Annotated in this window: 22 protein-coding genes; 11 read left to right on the forward strand and 11 right to left on the reverse strand. The window is 57.0% G+C overall.

Annotation, left to right across the window (positions count from 1 at the left end):
- Window positions 1–16: 16 nt before the first annotated feature.
- Window positions 17–1,666: an ABC transporter substrate-binding protein gene (locus RT197_RS09975; RefSeq protein WP_312950457.1), complete on the reverse strand. Its 1,650-nt coding sequence runs from the start codon at window positions 1,664–1,666 to the stop codon at window positions 17–19.
- 82 nt (window positions 1,667–1,748) lie between these two features.
- On the opposite strand from RT197_RS09975, the gene RT197_RS09980 reads away from it, so the two are divergent.
- From RT197_RS09980 to RT197_RS09990, 3 genes are all read left to right on the forward strand, one after another.
- On the forward strand, window positions 1,749–1,982 hold the full coding sequence (locus RT197_RS09980; protein WP_312949876.1) for a hypothetical protein: 234 nt from the start codon (window positions 1,749–1,751) through the stop codon (window positions 1,980–1,982).
- Between the two features lie 260 nt (window positions 1,983–2,242).
- Window positions 2,243–3,358, forward strand: coding sequence for a YbdK family carboxylate-amine ligase (locus tag RT197_RS09985; RefSeq protein ID WP_312949879.1), 1,116 nt, complete (start codon window positions 2,243–2,245; stop codon window positions 3,356–3,358).
- A gap of 64 nt (window positions 3,359–3,422) precedes the next feature.
- Window positions 3,423–3,671: a DUF1158 domain-containing protein gene (locus RT197_RS09990; RefSeq protein WP_312949882.1), complete on the forward strand. Its 249-nt coding sequence runs from the start codon at window positions 3,423–3,425 to the stop codon at window positions 3,669–3,671.
- On the opposite strand, the gene RT197_RS09995 is transcribed toward RT197_RS09990, so the two are convergent.
- A complete protein-coding gene (locus tag RT197_RS09995) occupies window positions 3,570–5,225 on the reverse strand; it encodes an alpha/beta hydrolase-fold protein (RefSeq protein WP_312949885.1) in 1,656 nt (551 codons plus the stop codon). The two genes, RT197_RS09990 and RT197_RS09995, sit on opposite strands and share 102 nt — an antisense overlap.
- Window positions 5,226–5,381: 156 nt before the next feature.
- Between RT197_RS09995 and RT197_RS10000 the strand changes: the two genes are divergently transcribed.
- Window positions 5,382–7,529: a TonB-dependent siderophore receptor gene (locus RT197_RS10000; RefSeq protein ID WP_312949887.1), complete on the forward strand. Its 2,148-nt coding sequence runs from the start codon at window positions 5,382–5,384 to the stop codon at window positions 7,527–7,529.
- An 18-nt stretch (window positions 7,530–7,547) separates the two neighbouring features.
- Here the strand turns inward: RT197_RS10000 and RT197_RS10005 are convergent, their stop codons facing one another.
- Window positions 7,548–7,889, reverse strand: a complete 342-nt coding sequence (locus RT197_RS10005; RefSeq protein WP_312949889.1) for a RamA family antibiotic efflux transcriptional regulator — start codon at window positions 7,887–7,889, stop codon at window positions 7,548–7,550.
- 32 nt (window positions 7,890–7,921) lie between these two features.
- On the reverse strand, window positions 7,922–9,022 hold the full coding sequence (locus RT197_RS10010) for an MBL fold metallo-hydrolase (protein ID WP_312949892.1): 1,101 nt from the start codon (window positions 9,020–9,022) through the stop codon (window positions 7,922–7,924).
- Between the two features lie 186 nt (window positions 9,023–9,208).
- On the opposite strand from RT197_RS10010, the gene RT197_RS10015 reads away from it, so the two are divergent.
- Together RT197_RS10015 and nfsB are read left to right on the forward strand one after the other, a co-directional pair.
- The gene (locus RT197_RS10015; RefSeq protein WP_312949894.1) at window positions 9,209–9,790 is read left to right on the forward strand and encodes a TetR/AcrR family transcriptional regulator; all 582 of its coding nucleotides are present in this window, start codon (window positions 9,209–9,211) and stop codon (window positions 9,788–9,790) included.
- Between the two features lie 129 nt (window positions 9,791–9,919).
- On the forward strand, window positions 9,920–10,573 hold the full coding sequence (gene nfsB, locus RT197_RS10020) for an oxygen-insensitive NAD(P)H nitroreductase (RefSeq protein ID WP_312949897.1): 654 nt from the start codon (window positions 9,920–9,922) through the stop codon (window positions 10,571–10,573).
- Here nfsB and RT197_RS10025 read toward each other — a convergent pair whose 3' ends face one another.
- On the reverse strand, window positions 10,574–11,446 hold the full coding sequence (locus RT197_RS10025; protein ID WP_312949900.1) for a helix-turn-helix transcriptional regulator: 873 nt from the start codon (window positions 11,444–11,446) through the stop codon (window positions 10,574–10,576).
- Window positions 11,447–11,565: 119 nt separating this feature from the next.
- Here RT197_RS10025 and RT197_RS10030 point away from each other — a divergent pair, with 119 nt between their 5' ends.
- From RT197_RS10030 to RT197_RS10050, 5 genes are all read left to right on the forward strand, one after another.
- Window positions 11,566–12,993, forward strand: coding sequence for an MFS transporter (locus tag RT197_RS10030; RefSeq protein ID WP_312949903.1), 1,428 nt, complete (start codon window positions 11,566–11,568; stop codon window positions 12,991–12,993).
- Window positions 12,994–13,093: 100 nt separating this feature from the next.
- Entirely contained in the window at window positions 13,094–13,426 is a 333-nt protein-coding gene (locus RT197_RS10035) for a type II toxin-antitoxin system MqsR family toxin (RefSeq protein ID WP_312949904.1), read from the forward strand.
- Window positions 13,426–13,854, forward strand: a complete 429-nt coding sequence (locus RT197_RS10040) for a type II TA system antitoxin MqsA family protein (RefSeq protein WP_312949906.1) — start codon at window positions 13,426–13,428, stop codon at window positions 13,852–13,854. Before RT197_RS10035 ends, RT197_RS10040 begins: the two co-directional genes overlap by 1 nt.
- A 288-nt stretch (window positions 13,855–14,142) precedes the next feature.
- Window positions 14,143–14,877 carry a Slam-dependent surface lipoprotein gene (locus tag RT197_RS10045; protein WP_312949907.1) on the forward strand — a complete coding sequence of 245 codons (735 nt, stop codon included), beginning with the start codon at window positions 14,143–14,145 and terminating at the stop codon, window positions 14,875–14,877.
- Between the two features lie 36 nt (window positions 14,878–14,913).
- Window positions 14,914–16,341, forward strand: a complete 1,428-nt coding sequence (locus RT197_RS10050) for a porin family protein (RefSeq protein WP_312949908.1) — start codon at window positions 14,914–14,916, stop codon at window positions 16,339–16,341.
- Here RT197_RS10050 and RT197_RS10055 read toward each other — a convergent pair.
- From RT197_RS10055 to RT197_RS10080, 6 genes are all read right to left on the reverse strand, one after another.
- Window positions 16,338–17,318: a LacI family DNA-binding transcriptional regulator gene (locus RT197_RS10055; RefSeq protein WP_312949911.1), complete on the reverse strand. Its 981-nt coding sequence runs from the start codon at window positions 17,316–17,318 to the stop codon at window positions 16,338–16,340. The genes RT197_RS10050 and RT197_RS10055 overlap by 4 nt on opposite strands.
- A gap of 78 nt (window positions 17,319–17,396) precedes the next feature.
- On the reverse strand, window positions 17,397–18,497 hold the full coding sequence (locus tag RT197_RS10060) for a Gfo/Idh/MocA family oxidoreductase (RefSeq protein WP_312949914.1): 1,101 nt from the start codon (window positions 18,495–18,497) through the stop codon (window positions 17,397–17,399).
- Window positions 18,494–19,522: a sugar phosphate isomerase/epimerase gene (locus RT197_RS10065; protein WP_312949916.1), complete on the reverse strand. Its 1,029-nt coding sequence runs from the start codon at window positions 19,520–19,522 to the stop codon at window positions 18,494–18,496. The genes RT197_RS10060 and RT197_RS10065 overlap by 4 nt, the downstream gene beginning before the upstream one ends.
- On the reverse strand, window positions 19,519–20,766 hold the full coding sequence (locus RT197_RS10070; protein WP_312949917.1) for an MFS transporter: 1,248 nt from the start codon (window positions 20,764–20,766) through the stop codon (window positions 19,519–19,521). Before RT197_RS10070 ends, RT197_RS10065 begins: the two co-directional genes overlap by 4 nt.
- Window positions 20,767–20,928: 162 nt before the next feature.
- Window positions 20,929–22,320 carry a phenylalanine transporter gene (gene pheP, locus RT197_RS10075; RefSeq protein WP_312949920.1) on the reverse strand — a complete coding sequence of 464 codons (1,392 nt, stop codon included), beginning with the start codon at window positions 22,318–22,320 and terminating at the stop codon, window positions 20,929–20,931.
- A 105-nt stretch (window positions 22,321–22,425) separates the two neighbouring features.
- On the reverse strand, window positions 22,426–24,627 hold the full coding sequence (locus tag RT197_RS10080; RefSeq protein WP_312949922.1) for a TonB-dependent siderophore receptor: 2,202 nt from the start codon (window positions 24,625–24,627) through the stop codon (window positions 22,426–22,428).
- Window positions 24,628–24,655: the final 28 nt, after the last annotated feature.

Raw genomic sequence — 24,655 nt, forward strand, 5'->3', positions numbered from 1 at the left:
GATCTCCTCGTAACGGTTACTCTTTTTTACTGACCAGGCTTAAGTCAATAAACCAGCTTTGCGGCTGAACCACGCCGGTGACGGCGGGAGAGATGGCGCGCGGGCCGACGTCATGCGCCACGTACAGGAACGGCACCTGGTCCACCATGGCGGCGTGCAGTTCGCTGGCGGCTTTATCCAGCTCGGCGGGCGTGAAGGCATGTTTAACCGCCGTCGCCAGCTTTTCGGTTTCCGGCGTCGAGAAATAGCCCCAGTTGGTCGCCACCGGTGGGAAGGCTTTTTCCGTCGCAAAGCGCAGCATCCCGAAGTAAGGATCGTTAACCGCCGCGCTGACGTTGATTGCATCCACGCCCTTCGCCGCCGGATCTTTCGCCCCCAGACGCCAGTTGGTGAACAGGGTGTTCCACTCGGTCACTTTGATATCGACATTAAAGAAGCAGCTTTTCAGGCTCTGCTGGATGTATTCGTTCATCGGCAGCGGCTGCATCTGCCCGGAGCCGGACGCGGAGGTGGCGACCGTTACGTGCAAAGGCTTACTGTTGCTGAAGCCCGCCTCGGTCATGAGTTTGCGGGCGGTATCGGGATCGTATTTGATCTGGAAGGTCGGCTTGCCGTGCCAGGGGTTATCCGCCTCGTAAATCCCCGTCGCTTCGGTCATATAGCCGCCAAGATAGCTTTTCAGTTCGGCGCGGTTGAGGCACAGGTTAGCCGCTTTGCGCACGCGGATATCTTTCCATGGCGATCCTTCGAGGAAGGAGAACTGCCACGGCCAGATGTGCGGCTGGGTATTCGCGTAGATTTTATAGCCCTGGGCTTTGATCTGATCGACCGCATCCGGCGCGGGCGCTTCGATCCAGTCCACCTGTTTCGATAACAGCGCGGCGGTGCGGGCATTGGCCTCCGGCAGCGGGATCAGCACGACCTTATCCACGCGCGGGATGCGATCTTTATTCCAGTAGTCCGGGTTTTTGGCAAGAATGAGCTGCTGGCGCGGCACCAGCTTTTCAACTTTAAACGGTCCGCTGCCCACCGCATGGGCGGCAAATTCCGTCCACGCCTGCTTGCTGCGGGCGGCGGTATCGCCGGTTGAGGCCGGAACCGCGTCGTAGATTTTCTGCCACGCGCCAGGCGAGACAATAAACAGGTTAGTGACGTTATAAGGAAGAAGCGCGTCCGGCTCTGAGGTGGTGAGCACGACGGTATGGTCGTCGATTTTCTCCGCGCCAGTGAGGGTCGGCATTCGCGAGAGGGTGTTGCCAATTTGCCCCGGTGCATACTGCGGGGCATTTTTATCCAGCACTTTGCCGACGTTCCAGACAATCGCATCGGCGTTAACTTCAGTGCCGTCATGGAATTTCACCCCAGGACGCAGGGTAAAGATCCAGCGGGTCTGATTCTGCGGATCGACGTGCCATTCCGTCGCCAGGCCCGGCACCAGCCCGCTGGGCTTTTCGCCCTGCGACAGGTCCCATTGAACCAGGGAGTCATAAATGGGAATACCGGTAAAGCGGTTGCCCTCATACCCCTGGTCAGGCTGACCGAAAGTCAGGGGAATATCGGCGGCGGTCATGGCGATACGCAGCGTTGACGCCTGCACAGCACCTGAAAGCGTTATCGCCCCGATTACCGCAGCAAGATAACGTTTACGCATGGAGAAACGGTTCATCAGCATCACATTTTCCCTGTTAAATAAGTGGCGTAATTAACAGGCAAGATGCGTACCAGTTCGTCTATTGGCGAAATTAACTGTGAACCAGCCGATAAAATCAGAATTAATTATCGTAGCGGAGAAATACCAGTCCGATATATTGTATATGCTTATCGAAGGAAATTTTCCTGCACCGGGGATGGGAATTATGTTGCGGGAATGCACCATTGATAACGTCAGGGTTATTGTTGCGGCAAGGGATTATTTAAATATGAAGAGTGTTATTAATATCTTTAATGATGACGGCAGAGATATAAGGCGAAAGTTTTTTTAGCCAGTAGCCAATGTTAATACGCCTGTTCAGCATATTGACTGTTAATTTCTGCACGGGGATATTCACTACATAATTAATTATCACTTTAACCCTGCGGCAATCTTTCCCAACGCGACGCTCGCTACGCCGTTATCCCGTTGAAAAATCCGCCTGTCCGAAAATGCATTTTCTGCGAGCTTTCTCGCGAAAAACGCCCCTGCTTTGTTGCCCTCTCTCGCGTCCTTCTATACTTAACGAAACACATTAATATGAGGCGATTTATGCCCTTACCTGATTTTCATACCTCCGATCCTTTTACCCTCGGCATTGAACTGGAGCTACAGGTGGTGAATCCGCCGGGCTACGATCTCAGCCAGGATTCTTCCACGCTGATCGATGCCGTGAAGGCCGGGGTGACCTCCGGCGAAGTCAAACACGACATTACCGAAAGTATGCTGGAGATTGCGACGGGCGTGTGTCGTGATATCCACCAGGCGGCGTCGCAGTTCTCAGCGATGCAGCAAATTATTCTGCGCGCGGCGGAAAAGCACCACCTGCAAATCTGCGGCGGTGGCACGCATCCGTTTCAGACCTGGCAGCGTCAGGAAGTGTGTAAAAGCGAGCGCTACAAACAGACGCTGGAATATTACGGCTATCTGGTCCAGCAGGCGACGGTGTTTGGGCAGCATGTGCATGTGGGTTGCCAGAACGGTGACGATGCGATTTATCTCCTGCACGGCCTGTCGCGCTTTGTGCCGCACTTTATCGCCCTGAATGCCGCCTCGCCTTATCTTCAGGGGGCAGACAGCCGCTTTGCCTGCTCGCGGCTGAATATTTTTTCTGCCTTTCCCGACAACGGCCCGATGCCGTGGGTGAGCAACTGGCAGGCGTTTGAAGGGCTGTTTCGCCGTCTGAGCCATACCAGCATGATCGAGAGCATCAAAGATTTGCACTGGGACGTGCGCCCCAGTCCGCATTTTGGCACGGTGGAAGTGCGGGTAATGGATACGCCGCTGACGCTCGCCCATGCGGTTAATACCGCCGGATTTATTCAGGCGATTGCCCACTGGCTGCTGGCGGAGCGTCCATTTAAGCACCAGGAGCGGGACTACCTGCTGTATAAATTTAACCGTTTTCAGGCGTGCCGCTACGGGCTGGAAGGCGTGCTGACGGATGTGCATACCGGCGAGCAGCGCAGTATTGCCGAAGATATCACCAGCCTGCTGGACACACTGATGCCCTATGCGGACAAACTGGGTGGCGGGAGTGCGCTGGAAGACATTGCCCTGACGCTGAAATCGGGCAAGAGCGAGGCGCAGCAAATGCGCGATTTTATCGCCGACGGCGGTTCGCTGATTGGACTGGTGCAAAAGCATACTGAAATCTGGGCGGCATAGTAGCCGCCTCACGCGTCAGGCTTTACAATGCGCCATCCGCTTTTTAACAGAAGATTAACGCTGCATGAAACATCCGCTCGAATCCCTGATGAGCGCCGGCGGCATTTTGCTGCTGGCGTTTCTCTCCTGCCTGCTGCTTCCCGCGCCATCGCTCGGGCTGGTACTGGCGAAAAAACTGATGACCACTTTTCATCTGACGGATCTGAATCAGCTATATACCCTGCTGTTTTGCCTGTGGTTTCTGGCGCTTGGCGTTATTGAGTATCTGATTATCCGCTTCGTCTGGCGTCGCTGGTTTGCGCACACGGTTTAGGCCAGTGAAGTCGCGCATTCCGGCCACCAGCGCTTCGCACCAGGCCGCATAGTCGTGACCGCTGGACCACGGATGGAAGCTCGCCCGGTAGCCTTTGTCATGCAGTACCCGCGCAAAATCCTCGGTGTTGCGGAAAATCCCGCCGTCCGGTCCCTGGCTTTCAAAACGTCCGGCCTGAAGCCAGAAGCGAATCGGATAGCGCGGCGACTGCTGATACTGGCGGGTCAGCCAGCCTGCGTCCTTTCCTTTCGGCGACCACCAGTACGAACCGGAAAGACTCAGCACATTGCCAAACAGACGCGGATAACGCAGCGCCACCCACGACGACGCAAGGCCGCCATAGCTGGAGCCTGCCAGCACCGTTTTCTGGCGCTGAACCGGGATGCCCTTCTGCTGTAGCCACGGCACCAGCTCATGCGCCATAAAATCGGCAAATGCCGGATTCGGCGGCAGCTCCTGACCACGACGAGCGTGATCGAGACTGTCGATAAAAACAATATTCACCGGCGGCACGATGTGGCGGGCGATTAAATCGTCCATCACGCTGGCAAAGCGGTATTCATCCTGATAAACCTGACCATCAAACAGCAGCAGCGTCCAGCGGGCGGGCTGCGCCACGCGCGGACGGTAGAGAATAATGTCGCGACGGTTATTGAGGATCTGGCTGTAAAGCGTTTCTCTGCTGAGCACCCCGTGGCGCACCGGCCGGGCCATGCGCTGCGGCGTACAGTAGCGGGCTGGCCCCAGCGCCAGCAAAGAGTAGCGATTAAAGCGATCGGCCTGACGGGTGTTCATGGTCGCGGGATTCAGCGGATCGGCCTGGGCGCTGACCAGAATCGCCCGCCGCTGGTCGCGCGGCGTGCCCTGTACCTGCGGCACGTCAGGAGCCAGCTTGTACTGCATCAGCGTATCGGCGGGCACCACATAACTGCGAAACCAGACGTCTGACCGACCGAGGCGAAACAGCGGGTCGTGATCGCCTGCGGGCGAACCCAGAATAAAGACGTTGTTACGCGCCCCGCGCCACAGGAACGTGACCCGCTTGTGTGTGGCATCCACCGGCTCCACCAGCGGCGTTCCCTGCTGCTGCCGGTCGTGCCAGAAGGCGTCGGTGGTGCCACCGCGCGCCAGTTCCCGCGCCAGCTTTTGCAGCAGCGGGCTGACCGGCGCAAGCATCTGGGTACGCGGCAGCGACGACGTTTCTTTAATGCGCCAGCGAAAATGCCAGCGCGCGCCCTCTTCGCCGTGCAGCACCAGCGAGGAAGGCTGATTCACGGGAAGCGAAAACAGTAGCGTCTGTTCGCCATCCACTGGCCCGGCCTCCAGCAGCGAGCGCAGGCGGCGGTTTTGCCGATCGAGCAGCCGCGCATCCGTCACCCCGCTGAGGGTGGCGGAAACATAATTCTCGCCCAGCGCCGGTAGCTCAAAACAGACTTCGCCGCTGGCATCAAATTTACCCTGCTGTTCACCCTGTACGGACATCGCCTCACAGCCTGCCGCCAGCGCAGGCGTTGCACTCAGACCAATCAGCAAACCACTCCATGCCATTTTCATTCGTAAAACTTTCCCGCTGAAATTTGTCACAACGCTAATGCAAATGATAATAATTTGCAATATTATCTACGCCGTTTATGGTTACGCATCCGGCTATACATTTTTTGTATACGGGGTGTTTTTTAAAAACATCATTCACGGGGTTTTACTAAAAAAATGTTCAAAAATAATAAGATAATGCATCTCTGGTTAATGAGTATAGCGACCACGGCCATCAGCCATCAGGCGCTGGCTGCGGAAGAGACGATGGTAGTCACCCAGGGCAACAGTGAAGATCCCACTGCACCGCTGAAAGGCATGGTCGCCACCAAAACGCTGTCAGCGACCAAAACCTCGGCGGAGCTGGTGAAGACGCCGCAGTCGATTTCCGTCGTCACCCGCGATCAAATGAACGCCCTCGACGTGACCTCGGTTTCCGAAGCGTTGCGTTACAGCGCCGGGGCGTTTACCGAATATCGCGGTTCTTCCAACCGTAACGATGAAGTTTTCGTGCGCGGCTTCAGCTACGTGCCGAAATTTCTCGACGGCCTGAGCTACGGGGCGACCGCCTCGTCGCAAACCGGCACCGTCGATCCCTGGCTGCTGGAGCGCGTCGAACTGGTGCGCGGCCCGGCATCGGTGCTGTTTGGTCAGGTCAACCCTGGCGGTCTTATCAGCATGACCAGCAAACGCCCCACCAGTGAGGCGATCCATGAAGTGCAGTTCCGCACCGGTAATCACGATCTGGCGGAAGGCGCGTTTGATTTTGGCGGCCCGCTGAGCGATGACGGACGCGTGCTGTATCGCCTGAACGGGATTGCCCGCACCCAGCATAATCAGGTCGATGACTATAAAGAAACGCGGATGGCGATTGCCCCGGCGATCACCTGGTTCCCCAACGATCAGACGCGCTTCACCCTGCTGACCAGCTACCAGAAAGATCCCGATGCGGGTTATCGTAACTTCCTGCCGTATTACGGCACGGTAGTGGATGTTGGCGGGCGGTATATTCCGCATGATTTTAACGTCAGCGATCCGAACTACGATCAGTCATGGCGCGAACAAACGATGATCGGCTACGAGTTCGAACATCAGTTTAACGATGCTCTCACCTTCCGCCAGAACGCCCGCTACGCCACCATCAAGCAGAAATACCGCTATCTGGTGTACGCCACCAGCCCGGCAAACAGCTCCCTGCTGACCCGTCGCGCCCAGCGTGAGGATCGCAAGACCGACGAGTTCGGCCTGGATAACCAGCTTGAAGCGCACGCCACCACCGGCGCGCTCGATCACACCCTGCTTGGCGGATTTGATTACAAGTCCAGCCGCGATAATCAGTTCCTCGCGCGCGGGGCAGGTGCACAGTACAACCTCGACTGGCGAAATCCGGTTTACGGGGTAAATGTTGATGAAAGCACCTTCAGCACGATGACCGACGAGCAGCAAAATCTCGATCAGATGGGCGTTTATTTGCAGGATCAGATGAGCTGGAACAACTGGGAGCTGCTGCTTTCCGGGCGCTATGACTGGTCCGAAGTGCGCACCACCGATTTTACGGCGGCGGAGAAAATCCAGCAGAACGACAATAAGTTCACCTGGCGCAGCGGGCTGCTTTACGCTTTCGACTTTGGCCTGTCACCGTACGTGAGCTACAGCACGTCGTTTGAGCCAAATCTGCAAACTAACCGTGCGCCGGGCACCGCGCCGTTTGCGCCGACCACCGGCAAGCAGGTGGAAGCGGGTCTGAAATATCAACCGGTACAAAATACGCTGATGAGCGTGGCGCTGTACGACCTGCGCCAGAACAATGTGCCGACCTATAACAGCGCGCTGGGCTGGTTTGAAAATGCGGGCGAAGTGCGTTCGAAAGGCGTTGAGACGGAGATCCACTCCACCCTGTGGCAGGATACGGTCAACCTGATCGGCTCGTACACCTATACCGATGCGGAAGTTGCCAGCACCACGGTTGTCGGAACCCAGGGGAAAACCCCGGCCCGCATCCCGACGCATATGGCCTCGGCGTTTGCCAGCTACACCTTCCCTGGCGGCCCGCTGAAAAGCTTAACCGCAGGCGTGGGGATGCGCTATATCGGCACCAGCTATGGCGATGCGAAAAACACCTTCAAAGTACCGTCGGTGGATTTGTATGACGCGATGGTGAGCTACGAACTGGGTGAACTGAACAGCAGCCTGAAAGGTGCGACCGTCAAGTTCAACGTCAATAACGTGGCGGACACCAAATACGTAGCCTCATGCGCCAGCGATAGCGCGTGCTTCTATGGTATTGGCCGCACGATGACCGCTACGCTGGGCTATTCCTGGTAACAAAAAGGGCCGCGCGCCTTAGTGCGCGCGGCTGTGATTTTCTTTACGGTAGGCTCCCGGCGGCTGGTTGAAGGTCCGGGTGAAAACGCGGGTAAAGGTCTGCTGCGACTCGTAACCGTATTTCAGGCAGATGTCATACACCCGCTGGTCGGTATCGCGCAGATCGCGCGCTGCCAGCAGGAGCTTCCTTTCCCGGATATAGCGCCCCAGACTCTCCCCTTTGTACTGTAAAAACAGGCGCTGCAAATGCCATTTGGAATAACCCGCGTGACGGGCGATTTCTTCAATGCGCAGCGGCTGATGCAGATTGTCATCTATCCACTCGACGATGGTGTCGATAACCTGAGCGGAAATAGTCATATGGCTCCCCCCTCTGTTGCGAAAATGGTGGCTTATTCCCACCAGGCACTAAATTGATGCGAATGGTCGCTAATATTCACCGTCTCCCCTAACTGAGGCGTCAACAGGCGATAGTTTTTATCCCGACTGGCCTGTGCCAGCCGTTTGTACGGGTCGTCCCAGGTATGTTTTGCCAGCACAAAGCGCCCGGAATGACCGGGCAGAATGGCGCGGGCGTTGAGATCTTCTGCAGCCTTCGCGGTCTGTTCCGGCATCATGTGAATGTATTTCCAGTCCTCGTCGTACTGACCATTTTCCATAATCGCTAAATCGACCGCGCCGAACTGCTCGCCAATGGCTTTGAAATGCGGGCCATAACCGGAGTCGCCGCTGTAGTAAATTTTCTGCGCTGGCGTGACGAACATAAAGCTGCCCCACAGCGTCTGGTTACGCTTCAGGCCGCGCCCGGAAAAATGCCTGGCGGGCAGAACGTGAACGGTAAGCTGCTCATCAATCGTCAGCGCGCGGTTCCAGTCCGCTTCAGTAATAATGTCCGGGTTCATGCCCCAGTAGCGCAGATGCGATCCCACGCCCAGCGGCGTAATAACGCGATGAATTTTGGGCATCAGCCCTTTGATGGTGGCGTAATCCAGATGGTCGTAGTGATCGTGAGAAATAATCAGCAGGTCGATCTCCGGCATGGCCTCGGCCGTCCACGGATAATCGCCGTCAAACGCTTTATTCAGAAACGAAAAAGGGGCGGCGTAGGGGCTGAAAACCGGGTCGATCAGAATGCGTTTTCCGCCCAGTTGCAGATACCAGGACGAGTGGCCCAGCCAGACGGTGACATCCCGATCTCGCGGGATGGCCGCCAGATCGGTTTTCACCAGCGGCAGCGGCTGTGCCGGTCTGGCGTTTTCCCGCCGGGTCACCAGAAACTCCCACCACGCGGCCAGCATATTTTTCTTGCCGGTAAACCCCGGCGTCGGGAGCTGATTGTGAAACTGTCCGTCGCGATAGTGCGGCGATTTTTCGACTTCCGTCAGCCCTCTCCCCTGGGGAGCCTGACCAAATCCGGCATTCAACACAAACGGTAAACTTGCTGCGCAGGCGATCAACATAACGGCAACCACACTTATTATTAGAGGCTTCATATCCTGACCAGAAACACGCCCTTTCCGTAGAGGCAGTGCGATGAGACTTGATTATGAGTGAGTAAGCACTCATTATAGAAAGAGACCGAATGCCGTCAAGACGTTTTTCGTTTTTTGACATTCGCCGTTGAAGTGCCGCTAAGGGCATGTTTCAATCAGGGTTTTCCAGACATAAGGTAAAGTGCAGTGGCTCGTCCGAAGAGTGAAGATAAGAAAAAAGCGTTACTGGAGGCGGCAACGCTGGCGTTTGCTCAGTCCGGTATCACGGCGTCAACCGCAACGATTGCCCGCAGTGCGGGGGTTGCCGAAGGAACGCTGTTCCGCTATTTCGCCACTAAAGACGACCTGCTTAACGCGCTGTATCTGCACCTCAAACAGCAGCTTTGTCGCGCGATGCTGGCCAATCGCGATCCGGCGGTGGTCGACCCGAAAAAAATCACCTTCCACATCTGGACTAACTACATCGACTGGGGCGTGCGTAATCCGCTCGGCAACTGTACCGTGCGCCAGCTGGCGGTAAGTGAAAAAATCACCAACGAAACCAAACAGCAGGTGAAAGATATGTTCCCGGAGATGCAGACGCTGTGCCGTAACTCCGTGCTGCCGATCTTCAAAACGGAAGCGTTTAACGCCTTCGGCGACGCCTGTTTTCTGGCGCTGGCGGAGACGACGATGGCGTTCGCCGCCCGCGAACCCGCGCGAGCCAGCGAGTTTAATGCCGTTGGTTTTGAAACCATGTGGCGCGCGCTGAACACCGATAAACCCTGATCCGTTTGTCGCTCAAAACGATAATACTTATCTGTTTTTGCCGCTTTATTTATTTCTGCCGGTAGCGCTACTCTGTTGCCCGGCAAACGCACCCGCGCGGTGCGCGTTAAAAAAACATCAGGAGTCGTTATGGATATTGTTTCAGTTGCCTTAAAGCGTTATTCCACCAAAGCCTTTGATTCAGGCAAAAAGCTGACCGCTGAACAGGCAGAAAATCTGAAGACGCTGCTGCGCTATAGCCCGTCGAGCACCAACTCCCAGCCGTGGCATTTTATTGTTGCCAGCACGGAAGAAGGTAAAGCCCGCGTCGCGAAATCTGCCGCAGGCACCTACAGCTTTAACGAGCGTAAAATTCTCGACGCTTCGCACGTCGTGGTTTTCTGCGCTAAAACCGCGATGGATGATGCCTGGCTGGAGCGGGTGATCGATCAGGAAGAAACCGATGGCCGCTTCGCCACGCCGGAAGCCAAAGCCGCTAACCACAAAGGCCGTACCTACTTCGCCGATCTGCATCGTGTTGATTTAAAAGACGATCATCACTGGATGGCGAAACAGGTTTACCTGAACGTCGGCAACTTCCTGCTCGGCATTGCCGCCATGGGCCTTGATGCCGTGCCGATCGAAGGTTTCGACGCGGCGATCCTCGACGCCGAGTTTGGCCTGACTGAACAAGGCTATACCAGCCTGGTCATTGTGCCGGTAGGCCAGCACAGCGCGGAAGATTTCAACGCCGCCCTGCCGAAATCACGCCTGCCGTTCAGCACCACGCTGACCGAGTGCTGATCAGTCTGCGCGCGGCTGCTCTGCCAGCCGCGCCAGCGCATGTTCTCCTGCCTCATCAACCGGCAAATAGACCAGCATCCGCCAGCCGTTGCGCGGTGCGGAGTACCAGTACATCTGTTGCAGACTGAACTCGCCGACCAGCGGATGGCGGAAGCTTTTAAGCTGGTTTTCCACGCCGCGCACGTCGTTGCGCTGGTGCCACAGTGCTTCAAACTCTGAAGAGGCAGCGATAAAGCGCGCCAGTTTATCTTCCCATACCGCATCGCCGCGATGTTCTGCCATCGCTGCGCGAAAATAAGAGACAAACGTCGGCAACGCGTTCGGGTTATTCAGGCGGCTGCGCCAGGTGGGATTGGTCAGATACTGGTAGATGCAGTTGCGATCCGCGTCCGGCAGAGTGGCAAAATCAATTCCCATCAGGCGGCAGAAGCTGTCATTCCACGCCACGATGTCAAAATTAGGTTTTTGAATACTGGCGGGCTGCGGCATCAGGCTATCGAGCATCCGGCGGGTGCCCGCGCTGACGCCCTCACACTGCGGTAGCTGGAGATTTTCCTGCGGCACGAGTCCGGCGAGTACAAACAGATGGCGGGTTTCCAGCGGCGAGCATTGCAGCGCGGCGGCAACCGCATTCAGCACCGACGCGGAAGGATTCACCTCTCTGCCCTGCTCCAGCCAGGTGTACCAGGTGACGCCGACATCCGCCAGCATCGCCACTTCTTCACGCCGTAGTCCCGGCGTGCGCCGTCTTCCGCTGCGCGGCAGGCCAAGTCTGTTCGGATCCAGGCTTTCTCGCCGCGCCCGCAGAAACGCGCCAAGCTGCTTGCGCGTGTCAGTGCGCGCCTGCACCGGCGCTTCGCTTATCAGGCTCATTTTTACTCCTGCTTTTATCCAGCATGGTAGTGCCAGTACCCGTATAACCAGGAACTGGTACCCGTTTAACGCATGACTCATGCTACGTCCATCCCATGAATGACGCAACGGAGTAACGCATGAAGTCGTCTGCTGTTTCACCCGGCCGGATGGCCCTGATTTTATTACTCACCGGCCAGATGCTGCCGCTGATTGACACCTCAATCACCAACGTAGCGCTGGACTCCATCACCCGGTCTCTGCACGCCAGCGCGACCCAGCTTGAACTGATCGTCGCCCTGTATGGCGTGGCGTTTGCCGTCTGTCTGGCGATGGGCAGCAAACTGGGCGACAACTACGGTCGCCGCCGTCTGTTTATGTGGGGCATCGTCGCTTTTGGCGCAGCCTCGCTGCTTTGCGGCATCGCAGGCTCCATTGATATGCTGCTCGGTGCCCGCATTTTGCAGGGCGCGGGCGCAGCGCTGATTGTGCCGCAGATCCTTGCCACGCTGCACGTCACGCTTACAGGCCGCGCTCACGCCAGAGCCATCAGTCTGTACGGCGGGATCGGCGGCATTGCTTTTATCGTCGGGCAGATGGGCGGCGGCTGGCTGGTGTCGGCGGATATCGCCGGGCTGGGCTGGCGCAACGCGTTTTTTATTAACGTCCCGATCTGCCTGCTGGTGCTGGCCTTAGCCCCGCGCTACGTCCCGGAAACGCGGCGTGAGAAGCCATCGGCTATCGACTGGCAGGGCACCTTTATCCTCGCGGCGATCCTCTGCTGCCTGCTTTTCCCGATGGCGCTGGGGCCGGAACTGCACTGGCCGTGGTTTCTTAAGCTGGCGCTGCTGGCGACGATCCCGCTGGGACTGTGGATGCGCGTCAGCGCGCAGCGTCAGGCGAATCCGCTTTTACCGCCGCGCCTGCTGCGCCTGCCCAGCATCCGTTTCGGGATGGTGATTGCGCTGCTGTTCTTCAGCGCGTGGTCTGGCTTTATGTTCTGCATGGCGCTGACGATGCAAAAAGGGCTGGGAATGGCACCGTGGCAATCCGGCAACAGTTTTATTGCGCTGGGGCTGGCCTATTTTGTTTCCGCGCTGTATGCCCCGCGCCTGATTGCCCGCTACAGCATGGGACGCATTTTGCTGACCGGTCTGACGATACAAATCATCGGCCTGCTGGCGCTGATGTTCACCTTCTGGCGATATGCCCATGAGACGACGACGCTGATGCTGGTTCCCGCCACCGCGATCGTGGGTTATGGTCAGGCGCTGATTGTGAACAGCTTTTATCGCATTGGTATGCAGGATATCAGCGCCTGCGATGCCGGAGCCGGAAGCGCCATTCTCAGCACCTTGCAACAGGCCTCGCTGGGTCTCGGCCCCGCTATGCCAGGAGCCGTTTTTCTGACGCTAACGCGCCATGCGCACGGTCATCACACCCAGGCAATGGTCGGTTTTCTCGGTGTGGAAGTGGTGATGATGCTGTTGCTAAGCCTCACGGCGCTGTTTTATCGCCAGCGGCTGTTCAGCATGCCGCCATGCGGCTGCGTGGCGGTGAAAGGGTGATGCCTGATGAAATTGGGGAGGCTGACTTTCCGCCTCCTGACCTCAGCATGGTGGGCCATTTTTTAATAGTTGCATGGCGATAATATCGGGATTAACCTATTTGCAAAGTTTGGCATATTGGTTAATGGTCATGGTAGACAAATGGACGCCACACACTGATTTAGCAGTGGTTCAGGAAATGGTACGGCAAGGGAAACGTCGGGTAACCACTACCGCGTATAACGGTGCGGCCGCATTGGGGTTTAGTAGTCGTAATGAAATGTTTGAGGTGATTTTAGCCTTAACACCTTCAGATTTTTACAAGAGCATGGAAGCTGAAAAAGACCCTGGATATTGGCAAGAAGTCTACAAACCAGTCTATCTGTGTCAGGATATCTATCTGAAATTTATAGTAAAAGATGACGTTGTAATCGTCTCGTTTAAGGAGAGGTAATGATGAAATGTCCTGGTTGTGGCGGCGCAGTATTGCAGCACGATACGCGCGATATCGAATACGAATACAAAGGCCGTAAAACCATCATTGAAGCGATTACCGGCGATTATTGCGGCGTATGTGGTGAAGCCGTGTTAGATGATGAAGCCGGTGATAAATACATGGCGGCCATTACGGCTTTTAACCGTGAAGTTAACGCACAAGAAACCGATCCGGCCTTCATCGCATCGACGCGTAAACGTTTAAAAATGAGCCAGCAGGAAGCTGCGGTGGCTTTTGGGGGTGGGGCGAATGCTTTTAGCCGTTATGAAACGGGCCGCATCGCACCGCCGCGCGCCTTAGTGGCGCTCTTTGAACTTTTCAACGCATATCCTGACACCGTTGAGAAATTTAAAGAATTGCAGCACAGAAAGCGGCATCCCGCTTAACAGAACTGCCGGGCGTTGAGCAGCAAGCTCCCGCAGACAAGAAAACATCTTAAGTCATCGGCACTCGCCGCCTACCAATTATAAGGATGCGAAAGTAACGCTTTCGTATCCTTTCTTTTTTTACCTGCTATAAATCAATAAATTATAAGGATTTAACTTAAGCTCACCCACCACGTGCTCATTCCCAACCAGGAGCATTCTTATCTCACATGTAAAAAAATATGTCTTAATATGTCGCTACGCTGGAGCTTCTCCATTATTTAATTCCTCTGAAACAGGATGTTTTCTATGGTTCATCTTAAACCTGCGATTTTACTCTCTGCCTTGTTCCTGGCTGCCTGCGGTGGCGGCGGTGGCGGTGGTCATCACGACAATGATAATGCGACCACCACTCCGAGTCAGCCGGACACCGGTACCACCACGCCCGCGCCGGAGCAGCCGCAATCGCCGCCGGAAAGCAAGGCCACGCTGGGCAGCATTTCCGGTGTGACCTACACCACGCCGGATGGCATCGAATATCAGATGCGCCGCAGCGGGATCACCTTTGGCGGGACCTGGACCGAAAGCCTGGTCAAAGCCGACGGCACGCCCGTCTCCAGCACCTCCTGGTGCTGCGGTCCGATGAGCTACACCCAGTTCGGAAGCTGGACTTCCACCGAAAAAGGCGAGCACGGCGTGTTTTACAGCGGCGAAGCCACCGCTGCCGCCAACGTGCCGACGCAGGGGACCGCGACCTATGCAGGTTCCGGGATGCGTGACGGAGTACGCACCGACGCCAGCTTTAACGTCGATTTCGCCGCCAAAACCATTGATGGCAATATCACCGGCAACAATGAGTTTGGCCCGGCAGTCGCCATGCAGGGCAAACTGGTTGACGGCGGTTTTAACGGCAACGCGCAGTCAGCTGGGGAAAACGGCACTTTTGTTGGACATTTCAACGGCCCGGCCGCAGAAGAGTTGGGCGGCGTCGCTGAATTTGCCGACACCAGCAAAAGCGCGGCGTTTGGCGCGACAAAACAGTAATATTTTACCGGTCAGCCTCGCTGGCCGGTTTTCCTGATGATGGTAATTTCCGCTATGTTTGCCCCGCGCCTTTGCTTCCTGCTGTTGCTGCCTGCCGTCGCGACTGCGGCTCCTGACGATAATACGCTGATCCCGGCCGCGCCCAATTTCGACCGCCTGACGCCCGCATCCCGCGCCATTGATGGTTCCGCCAGGATGATGCGCGTTAATAATGCGCAGCTTGCAAACCAGCCGGAACTGACCAAAGCGCTGCTGGATCAGGCGGTGCGCGACGAAGCCTGGCCTGCGGTTAAAACGTTACTGCCGGTGTATACGCGCGCGCCCGCAGCGGATGCAGTGCTGATCCATTACGCCAAAGCCGGGCTGGCGCGTAGCGAAGGACATTATGGCGATGCCATTGGTCATTATCGCGCCATTTTAAGCGAGCATCCTGATTACGCCGCCGTGCGGCTCGATCTGGCCCGCGCGCTGTATGAAGACCGCCAGTTCGACGCGGCGGAATATCATTTTCAGCGCGTTCAGGGAATGGCCCCGCCGCCCGCCGTGGCGGAAAGTGTTCAGCGATATCTTCAGCGTATTCAGTCACAGGATCGCCTGAGCGGGAATATCAGCGTCAGCTATCTTAATGACAGCAACGTGAATAATGCCTCAAACGATAAATATATTCGCGTTGGCGATAAACTGTTTATTCGCAATAAAGACGCTTACCCGCAGCGCGGGGAAGGTGTCTGGTTTAACGGCGCGCTGCAACAGGATGTGCCACTTCAGGATCGGCATTCGCTGCGCTTTCTCGGTACGGTAACGGGGAAAAGCTACTGGAATAATCACCGCTTTGACGATATTACCAGCCGCCTGTATGCCGGATATCGCTGGCAGGATTTCCGTCAGCAGTTTTCGCTGCTGCCCTTTTATGAAAAGCGTTGGTACGGAACAGAGGCATATTCCGCCGGACCGGGCGTGCGCATGGAGTATAGCTATTTACTTTCTCCGTCATGGCAAATCAGCCAGGTCGTGGAATATCAAAAAATGCATTACGACAATGCGCTGTATGATTATTTAGCGGGCGATAACCGCTATATTTCCACCACCCTTTCGCACGTGGTGAATGCCCGGCTCTCCGTATTTATGGGTGGCGATATCGCCTGGCAAAATACCACGACCACCAGCGAAACCAACCGCCGCTACAGCCTGCGCAGCGGGCTGGAAACCGATCTGCCGTATGGTCTTTCAGCGGGCGTGATGGGCGCGCTCGCCAAACGGCATTACGACGACGATAACGATATCTTCGGCGTGCGCCGCCAGGACGATGAGCGTATGGGGATGCTGTCGCTGTGGCATCGCGATCTGCATTTTATGTCGGTGATGCCGAAAATTAACCTCGTCTATAAGAAGGTCAACAGCAATATCGATTTTTACGACTATACCCAGCGTAATGTCTGGCTGACCTTTGATAAACGTTTTTAAGCGCTGGCGCGGGAAATAAAATGCCACGCCATCATAATGCGTTCCGGGCGCGAGTCCGGGTTGTCGATTTTATTCAGCAGCAGCCCAACCGCCTTGCGACCAATCTCCCGCGACGGCTGCTCGATAGTGGTGAGCTGCGGGGAGATCATTTCCGCCAGATCGGTTCCGTCAAAGCCCACCACCGCAATATCTTCCGGCACGTTTAGCCCGGCCTGTTCAATAGCGCGAATGGCCCCTGCCGCGAGGGTGTCGGAGACGGCAAAAATCGCATCCGGGCGCGGCTGCGCCGCCAGCAGTTTTTCCATCGCCGCTTTCCCCGCCGCCGCACTTAGCTCGCTGGCATACTCCACCGCCTGATACGCCAGACCACGGGTATGCACCACGCTTTTATATCCGCGCTCGCGCAGGCGGGCGTATTTATAACTCAGATCGTGGTTGATCAGCGCCACCCGCTGTCGCCCGCTGTCGGCGAGATACGACACCACATGCTGGGCCGCGTCCACATCGTTGATCCCAACGCAGGAAACCGCCCCGCTGTCGGCATATTCGGCGCACTGCACCCACGGCGCGTCGCCAATCAGCGTGCCGAGTTCCGGCAGTCTGGAGAAGGCATCCATGGTGATAATGCCATCGACGATTTTACCGGACAGCAGCTTCAGGCCGGAGCGCGAGCGCTCGATGTCCGAGCCGGAATTGCACAGCAGAATACGGTAGCCGTTTTTCTCTGCTTCTTCTTCAATGCCCTTCACCACGGCGGCGCAAAACGGGTTGGCAATGTTGGAGACCATCACCAGGATCATTGAGCTGCGCGCAGTACGAAGCTGACGCGCCAGCAGATTCGGCTGGTAGTTACTTTCCGCAATCGCCGCCAGCACGCGCTCGCGGTTTTGCGGTTTGACGGTATCACTGTTATTGAGCACGCGTGATACCGTCGCCACCGAGACCCCGGCAAGCTGGGCAATTTTTTGAATGGACATCGTGACGACAAATCCTGCGGTTGGCGTTAAGAGTTGCAGGCTATCACAAAACGGATGCCCGGCGAACCGGGCAATCGCTTACGACTCAACGCGCACCCAGCGCTGCTCAAGGTGGCTTTTCATAATGGCATCAATAATATGCATTACGTTTGCGCCATCGTGGAATGACGCGAATGACGGATTTTCCGGCATGTGACCGTCCTGCACCGCCTGATAAAACTGCGCCATCATGTTTTTAAAGGCGTCGGGCCAGCCTTCGATATGCCCGCCGGGAAAATGGGCGCTGGCAGCGACATCGTCGTTCATCAGGCGGGGATCGTCGCTTAACAGCTGATTAGGGCGCAGGCGCTCGCCGATCCATAACTGCTGGGGCGTTTCCTGATCCCATGCCAGCGAGCGTTCGCTGCCGTTGATTTCAAAGCTCAGCCGGTTTTTCCGCCCGGCGCTGACCTGCGAAACGAGGAAACTGCCTTTGCTGCCGTCGGCAAAGCGGATCAGTACCGAACCGAGATCTTCGGTGGAAACCGGGCGCGCCACATTGCCCGCCTTACGCGTTGGCCAGACGATCGACAGATCCGCCATCACCTCGCTAATCCGCTGGCCGGTCACGAACTGGACGGTGTCGCACCAGTGCGAGCCGATATCCGCTACCGTCCGCGAGCGTCCGCCCAGCGCGGCATCCACCCGCCAGTTGTCGTCGGTTTCCAGCAGCATCCAGTCCTGCAAATAGCTGCCGTGCGCGGCAAACAGCCGTCCGACGCTGCCCGCGCGCAGCATACTCGCCGCCTGCTGAACCATCGCAAACTGGCGATAAACAAAGCTGACGCCGTGAACTACCCCCGTCTGCTCCGCCAGTTGCACCAGCTCGCGTGCCTCTTCGCCGGTCATGCACAGCGGTTTTTCCGAGAACACATGCTTGCCCGCCAGAAGGATTTGCCGGTTAACGTCGGCATGCAGGTGATTCGGCGTGCAGTTATGCACCACCTGCAACCCCGGATGCGCCAGCAGATCCTCAACGCAGCCGTAAGCGTGCGGCACGTGCAACGCCCGCGCTTTTTGCTGCGCCCCCTCCAGCGAGCTGTCGGCGAGTGCCACCACCTGCACATTCCCCAGCCGCCGCAGGGCTTCAAGGTGTGCCGGACCGATAAACCCGCTGCCGATGATGCCGACCTGGATCATTGCCGTACCCCGCTACCCGCGGCGAAATCATCAAACGCCCGCGCCGAGACCGGGATGATATGGCGGCGGATAAATTCGCTGCCTTCGCGCGCCCCGGTTTCGCCCTCTTTCAGGCAGCATTCCCATTCCAGCACCGCCCAGCCCGGATAGTCATACTGGGCCAGCTTACTGAAAATGGTGTTGAAATCGACCTGACCGTCACCCGGCGAACGGAAGCGTCCGGCGCGGTCGATCCACGGCTGGTAGCCACCGTAAACGCCGCTGCGCCCGTTGCTGCGAAACTCCGCGTCCTTGACGTGAAACGCTTTAATGCGCGAATGATAGATGTCGAGCCAGGCCAGATAATCAATGTGCTGCAACAGCAGATGGCTGGGATCGTAGAGCATATTGCAGCGCGGATGGTTATCCACCTTGTGCAGAAAGCGCTCGAAAGTCGCGCCGTCGTGCAGGTCCTCGCCCGGATGGATTTCATAGCACAGATCCACACCGTGTTGATCGAAGGTGTCGAGGAGGGGACGCCAGCGCCGCGCCAGTTCGTCAAAGGCATCTTCCAGCAGCGCCGCATTGTGCGGTGGCCAGGGGTAAAAATAGGGCCACGCCAGCGCGCCGGAAAAGGTGGCGTGGGCGGTGAGTCCCAGCCGGGAAGAGGCCGCCGCCGCCTGGCGGAGAGTTTGCGCTGCCCACGCCTGACGCGCGCCTGCGTTGCCGCGCAGGTGAGCGGGCGCGAAACCGTCAAACGCGGCATCATACGCCGGGTGTACGGCAATCAGTTGCCCTTCCAGATGCGTCGACAGCTCGCTAATCACCAGCCCGTGCTCTGCCAGCATGCCGCGAATTTCATCGCAGTAGGTCTGACTTTCCGCCGCGCGCGGCAGATCGAAAATCGCTTTGTTGTGACAGGGGATCTGTAACGCCTGATAGCCCAGTCCCGCCGCCCATGCCGCCAGCCCCTCGAGACAGTTAAACGGCGGCTGGTCGCTGATGAACTGCGATAAAAACAGCCCCGGCCCTTTGATGGTTCTCATACGCCCTCCTCTTTTTCATCGCGATAGTGGAAAGAGAAAAGGAAAATCAGGGCAATAACGGCGGCGGCAATCGCCGGGATCCACCAGAACGTGACCCACGCCTGCGGCACGGTTTGCCCGGCCACCAGACGGTTGTACAACGCCCCGGAAATCTGCGAGCCGAGCAGCATCCCGATCCCGTAAGTGAACATCACAATCATGCTCTGGGCCTGGCCTTTGACCTTCTCCCCCGCCACCCGATCGGTATAAATAAAGCCGACAACGAAGAAGAAATCGTAACAAACGCCGTGCAGCAAAATCCCGAGATACAGCAGGATGCGCCCCTCTTCGCTGACGCCCAGCGCAAACATCGCATAGCGCACGAACCAGGCGAACATGCCGATCAGCAGCATGTATTTCACCCCCAGCCGCCGGAACAGCAGCGGGATCACCAGCATGAAAAAGATTTCCGACATCTGACCGAAGGACATCGCGGTGCTGACATCGCCCACGCCCGCGTCCGCCAGATACGACGCGGTATAGGCATAATAGGTGCCGAGCGGCACGGAAATCAGCGTGGCGCATAAAGAGAAGATAAAGAAGTGGCGCGTTTTCAGCAGGGCAAAGGCATCGGCGCAGAACAGATCGCGCACTTTTACCGGCAGCCCTTTCGCCGGGGCTGGCGTATGCGGCAGGGTCAGACTGTAGAGCGCGAGGATCACCGAGCAAATCGCCGCCAGAGTAAAGATGCCGGTGGTGTCTGAAATGCCGGTCACGCCGATGAAGATCCCGGCAATAATCCAGCCGATGGTGCCGAACACGCGCACGACCGGGAAGGTTTTGTCGATGTTCGCCAGGCTATGGAAGGCAATATTATTGGTCAGCGCCAGGGTTGGCATGTAGCACAGCGTATAGCCGAAAAGCAGACCAATCAGCAGCGCGCCGTTTTGCGCCACCAGCGCCTGCGGCACAAACCAGAGGATCGCCGCACCGAGCAGGTGCATGACCGCCATTACCTTTTGCGAGGCGAAGAAGCGGTCCACCAGCATTCCCAGCACGAACGGCGAGAGAATAGAGGCAATCGGTCCCGCCGAGAACGCATCGCCAATCAGTAGCGACATGTTGTGCTGGGTCATTACCAGCCCCAGCGTAACCGACCAGCTTCCCCAGATGAAAAACTGTAAAAACATCATTAATGACAGACGGGGCACAAGAAGCCGATGCTGCACGCCTCCCCTGCCGTGGGTTTCAGTTGTCGTAACCATTTTCGCCTCACCTTTAAAAAGTAATCGATTACAAATCATCTCAATTGAAAAGTAATCGATTACAAAATAAAGATCCTGCGTCAGACGACAGATCCGCGAGTTGGCTCACAATAAAACGCAGGGGAGATATTGTCCCGCTGTCAGCCAGCGGGACAGGGAAGATCAGGCCGCTTTACGACGCAGACATTTAAAGGCGATGAACAGGAAAACGATCCAGACGGGAAGCAAAATGGCCGACAGGCGCATTTCGTCCATCGTACACATCAGCCCCAGCACCATCATCAGAAAGGCAATGCACAGGTAATTACTGCCCGGCGACAGCAGCGCCTTAAACTTCGGCAGCCGCCCTTTGCGCCGCATTGCCGCGCGAAACTTCAGGTGCGCCAGGCAAATCATGATCCAGTTCAGCAGCAGCGTTGCCACCACCAGCGCCATCAGCAGGCCGAAGGCTTTTTGCGGCAGCAGGTAGTTGATCAGCACCACCAGCGAGGTGATCGCGCCCGACAGCAGCAGCGAGTTCACCGGCACCCCGCGATGGCTGATGCGGGTGAGAAACTTCGGCGCGTTGCCCTGCACCGACAGGCCAAACAGCATCCGGCTGTTCGAGTAAACGCCGCTGTTATACACCGACAGCGAGGCCACCAGAATGACAAAGTTCAGCGCCGAGGCCACCAGGTCGCTGTTCAGCTCGTGGAAAATCATCACAAACGGGCTGCTGTTGGATTTAATTTCCATCCACGGATAGAGCGCCAGTAACACCACCAGCGAGCCGATGTAAAACAGCAGGATGCGGTAGACCACCTGATTGACTGCTTTCGGGATCGACTTTTCCGGGTCGCGCGCTTCGGCAGCGGTAATGCCAATCAGCTCCAGCCCGCCGAAGGAGAACATAATGACCGCCAGCGACAGGATCAGCCCGTGCCAGCCGGTTGCCAGGAAGCCGCCGTGGGCCCACAGATTGTCAATCGTTGCTCGCTCGCCGCCGTGACCGGAAACCAGCATCCAGATACCGAAGCCGATCATCCCGATAATGGCGAGCACTTTGATCAACGCAAACCAGAACTCGGTTTCACCGTACAGACGCACATTCACCAGATTGACCGCGTTGATGATAATGAAGAACACGGCGGCCCAGATCCACGTCGGCACGTCCGGTAGCCAGTACTGCATATAGATGCCTGCCGCCGTCAGTTCCGCCATGCCGACCAGCACGAACATCACCCAGTAGTTCCAGCCGGAAAGAAATCCGGCGAACGGTCCCCAGTATTTGTAGGCGAAATGGGCAAACGAACCGGAAACCGGTTCTTCAACCACCATTTCACCGAGCTGGCGCATGATCAGGAAAGCGATGATCCCGGCAATCGCGTAGCCCAGCACCACCGCCGGGCCTGCCATCTGGATCGCCGGACCAATACCGAGGAATAAGCCGGTACCAATGGCCCCGCCGAGCGCGATTAACTGGATATGTCGGTTTTGTAAACCCCGGTGTAATGTCGGACTGCTGTCCGCAGAGACATCCGCAGAATGACTGGATGCCAGCGACGCGTTTTTCACGTCTAACCCCTGTGTTGTTTTAGTAAGGGGCACCTTTTAACACTTATGCACGCCAGACATCAAGTCGCGTGGAAGGTGCGGGCGTCCCTGCCCGCCTTACGAGGATCAGAAGTCGTAGCTCATGGAGACTTTCAGCGTACGCGGCTGGCCCTGGAAGACGTAAGTACCGTTGTCTTCCACGCTCGCCCAGTATTTCTCATTGGTGACGTTATCGACGCCGACGCGGACCACCATATCATTCTGCTGCTGATTCAGGTGCATACGGTAGCGGACGCCCAGATCCAGCGTGGTGTAGTCGTCGAGTTTTTTGGTGTTTGCCGCATTCGCGTACTGCGAACCAGAATGGTTCACTTTGGCGGTGGCGGTCAGACCGTCAACCGGTTTGATGTCATATTCCGCGCCGAGCACCATGTAGAAGCGCGCCACGCCGATAGCATCTTTACCCTGATTGGTCCCGTCTTTGGTTTTGGTCATTTCCGGGTCCAGCCAGACGCTGCTGCCGTTCAGACGCAGGCCCAGCATCGGCTCACCGAAGACGTTCAGTTCAACGCCACGGTTACGCTGTTCGCCATCCAGCGCGTAGATCCCGGTCACGCTGTCCTGGATTGCCGACGGTTTTTTAATTTCAAACAGCGCCAGCGAGCCGCCCACGCGGTCGTAATCCACTTTTACGCCCACTTCATTTTGTTTCGAGTGCGCGATCCCGGTGCTTTTACCGTAGTTGGTGGCCGTTCTTGGCGCAACGCTGCCCGGCTGTAATGCTTCGGTGTGGTTGGCATACAGGGAAACTTCTTCCAGCAGTTTGTAAACCACGCCGTAAGTCGGCATCCAGCGACTTTCGGTATAGCGGCTGGAGGTGTCTTCCGCACCGTCTGCGTTGCTGTAGTTACGCACCACCACTTTCTGATGACGCGCGCCAGCGGTGAACAGCAACTGGTCATCCAGCACGCCGAGGGTATCGCTTAACAGCCAGCCCTGCTCGCGGGTGCGGGTGGTGGTCAGCGGATCGGAATAGTTGCCGCCAAAGAAGGCGTTAGCGGGGATCGGTACATCCTGCGGATTATAAATATTGGTGGTCGGGTTTACCGACGACATCCGCCATGCGGTTTTATCCTGTTCGATTTGTGCGGAATAGCCGACGTTGACTTTGTGCGACACAAAACCGGTATCAAAGTCGCCGCGAATGCCACCCATGCCGCTGTAAGCGTCGCTGATGCGGTTGGTATCCAGACGACCGACCGAGACATCACCGTTCTTATTGAGCACTTTTGGCGCGCTGTAGACCCCGGTTTCGTGCGCGTGCTGCATTCCGAGCGCGGCGTAAGCGGTCCAGTTATCGGTCAGATCGTATTCACTTTTCGCCATCCCGAATTCGTTTTCGATATCGCTGAAGGCCCACTTCTGGCTGAAGCTTTTGGTGGTGTCCGGCACGGACGGGATAAAATCGACGCCGCTGATGTTCAGGCCGGTTTCACCGCCGTGGAAGGTCTTTTTCTGATAGCCGAAATCCAGTGAGGAACGCAGACGGTCGCCACGGTAGTCCAGCCCGATAGCGGCAAGCGTGGTGCGGTGCTTATCATCTTCAACGGCGGTTTCGCCTTCACGATGCACCAGGTTCACGCGCGCGCCAAACTGATTGTTATCGCCAAAACGACGACCTAGATCCAGCGTGCCGCCGACCTGAGAAGCGGAAGTGTAATCAACGCCCACGGTGGCGTTCGGGGTATCTTCCGCACGTTTCGGCTCAAGGTTGATCATCCCGCCGACGCCGCTGGACGCCGCGCCGTTAACCAGCGAGTTCGCGCCTTTAAAGACTTCAACGCGCTCCAGCATTTGGGTATCCATCACCTGACGCGGCACCACGCCCGGCAGGCCGCCGAAGGTCATGTCATCGCCGTAAAGGTTGAAGCCGCGAATGCGGTACGTTTCCGCAAAGTTGCCGTAACCCTGCACTGCCTGCACGCCCGCGTCATTGCGGGTCACGTCGGAGATGGTTTTCGCCTGCTGATCCTGTACCAGTTTCGAGGTGAAGCCGATGACGTTAAACGGAACGTCCATCGCTTTCTGCTCGCCCAGCATCCCCAGGCGGCCACCGTGGGCAATCTGCCCGTCCAGATAAGCAGGCACCAGATCGTTGCCACCAGCTTTGAAGTCGTCTTTCGGCGCAGCCTGCACCACAAGCGTCTCTTCTTTATTGTTTTTCGTTGTGTCCGTCGCTGCCGCGAAGACGGTATGGGTTGCAGCACCCACGGCCAGCGCAAGCAGGGTCTTGCGCAGCGGGAATGAGGAGTGTTTGGTGTTGTGCATAATCAATCCGGAGATTAAAAGTGAAAAA

Origin of the sequence: Superficieibacter sp. (genome assembly GCF_032071645.1) — a bacterium.
Lineage (GTDB): Bacteria > Pseudomonadota > Gammaproteobacteria > Enterobacterales > Enterobacteriaceae > Superficieibacter.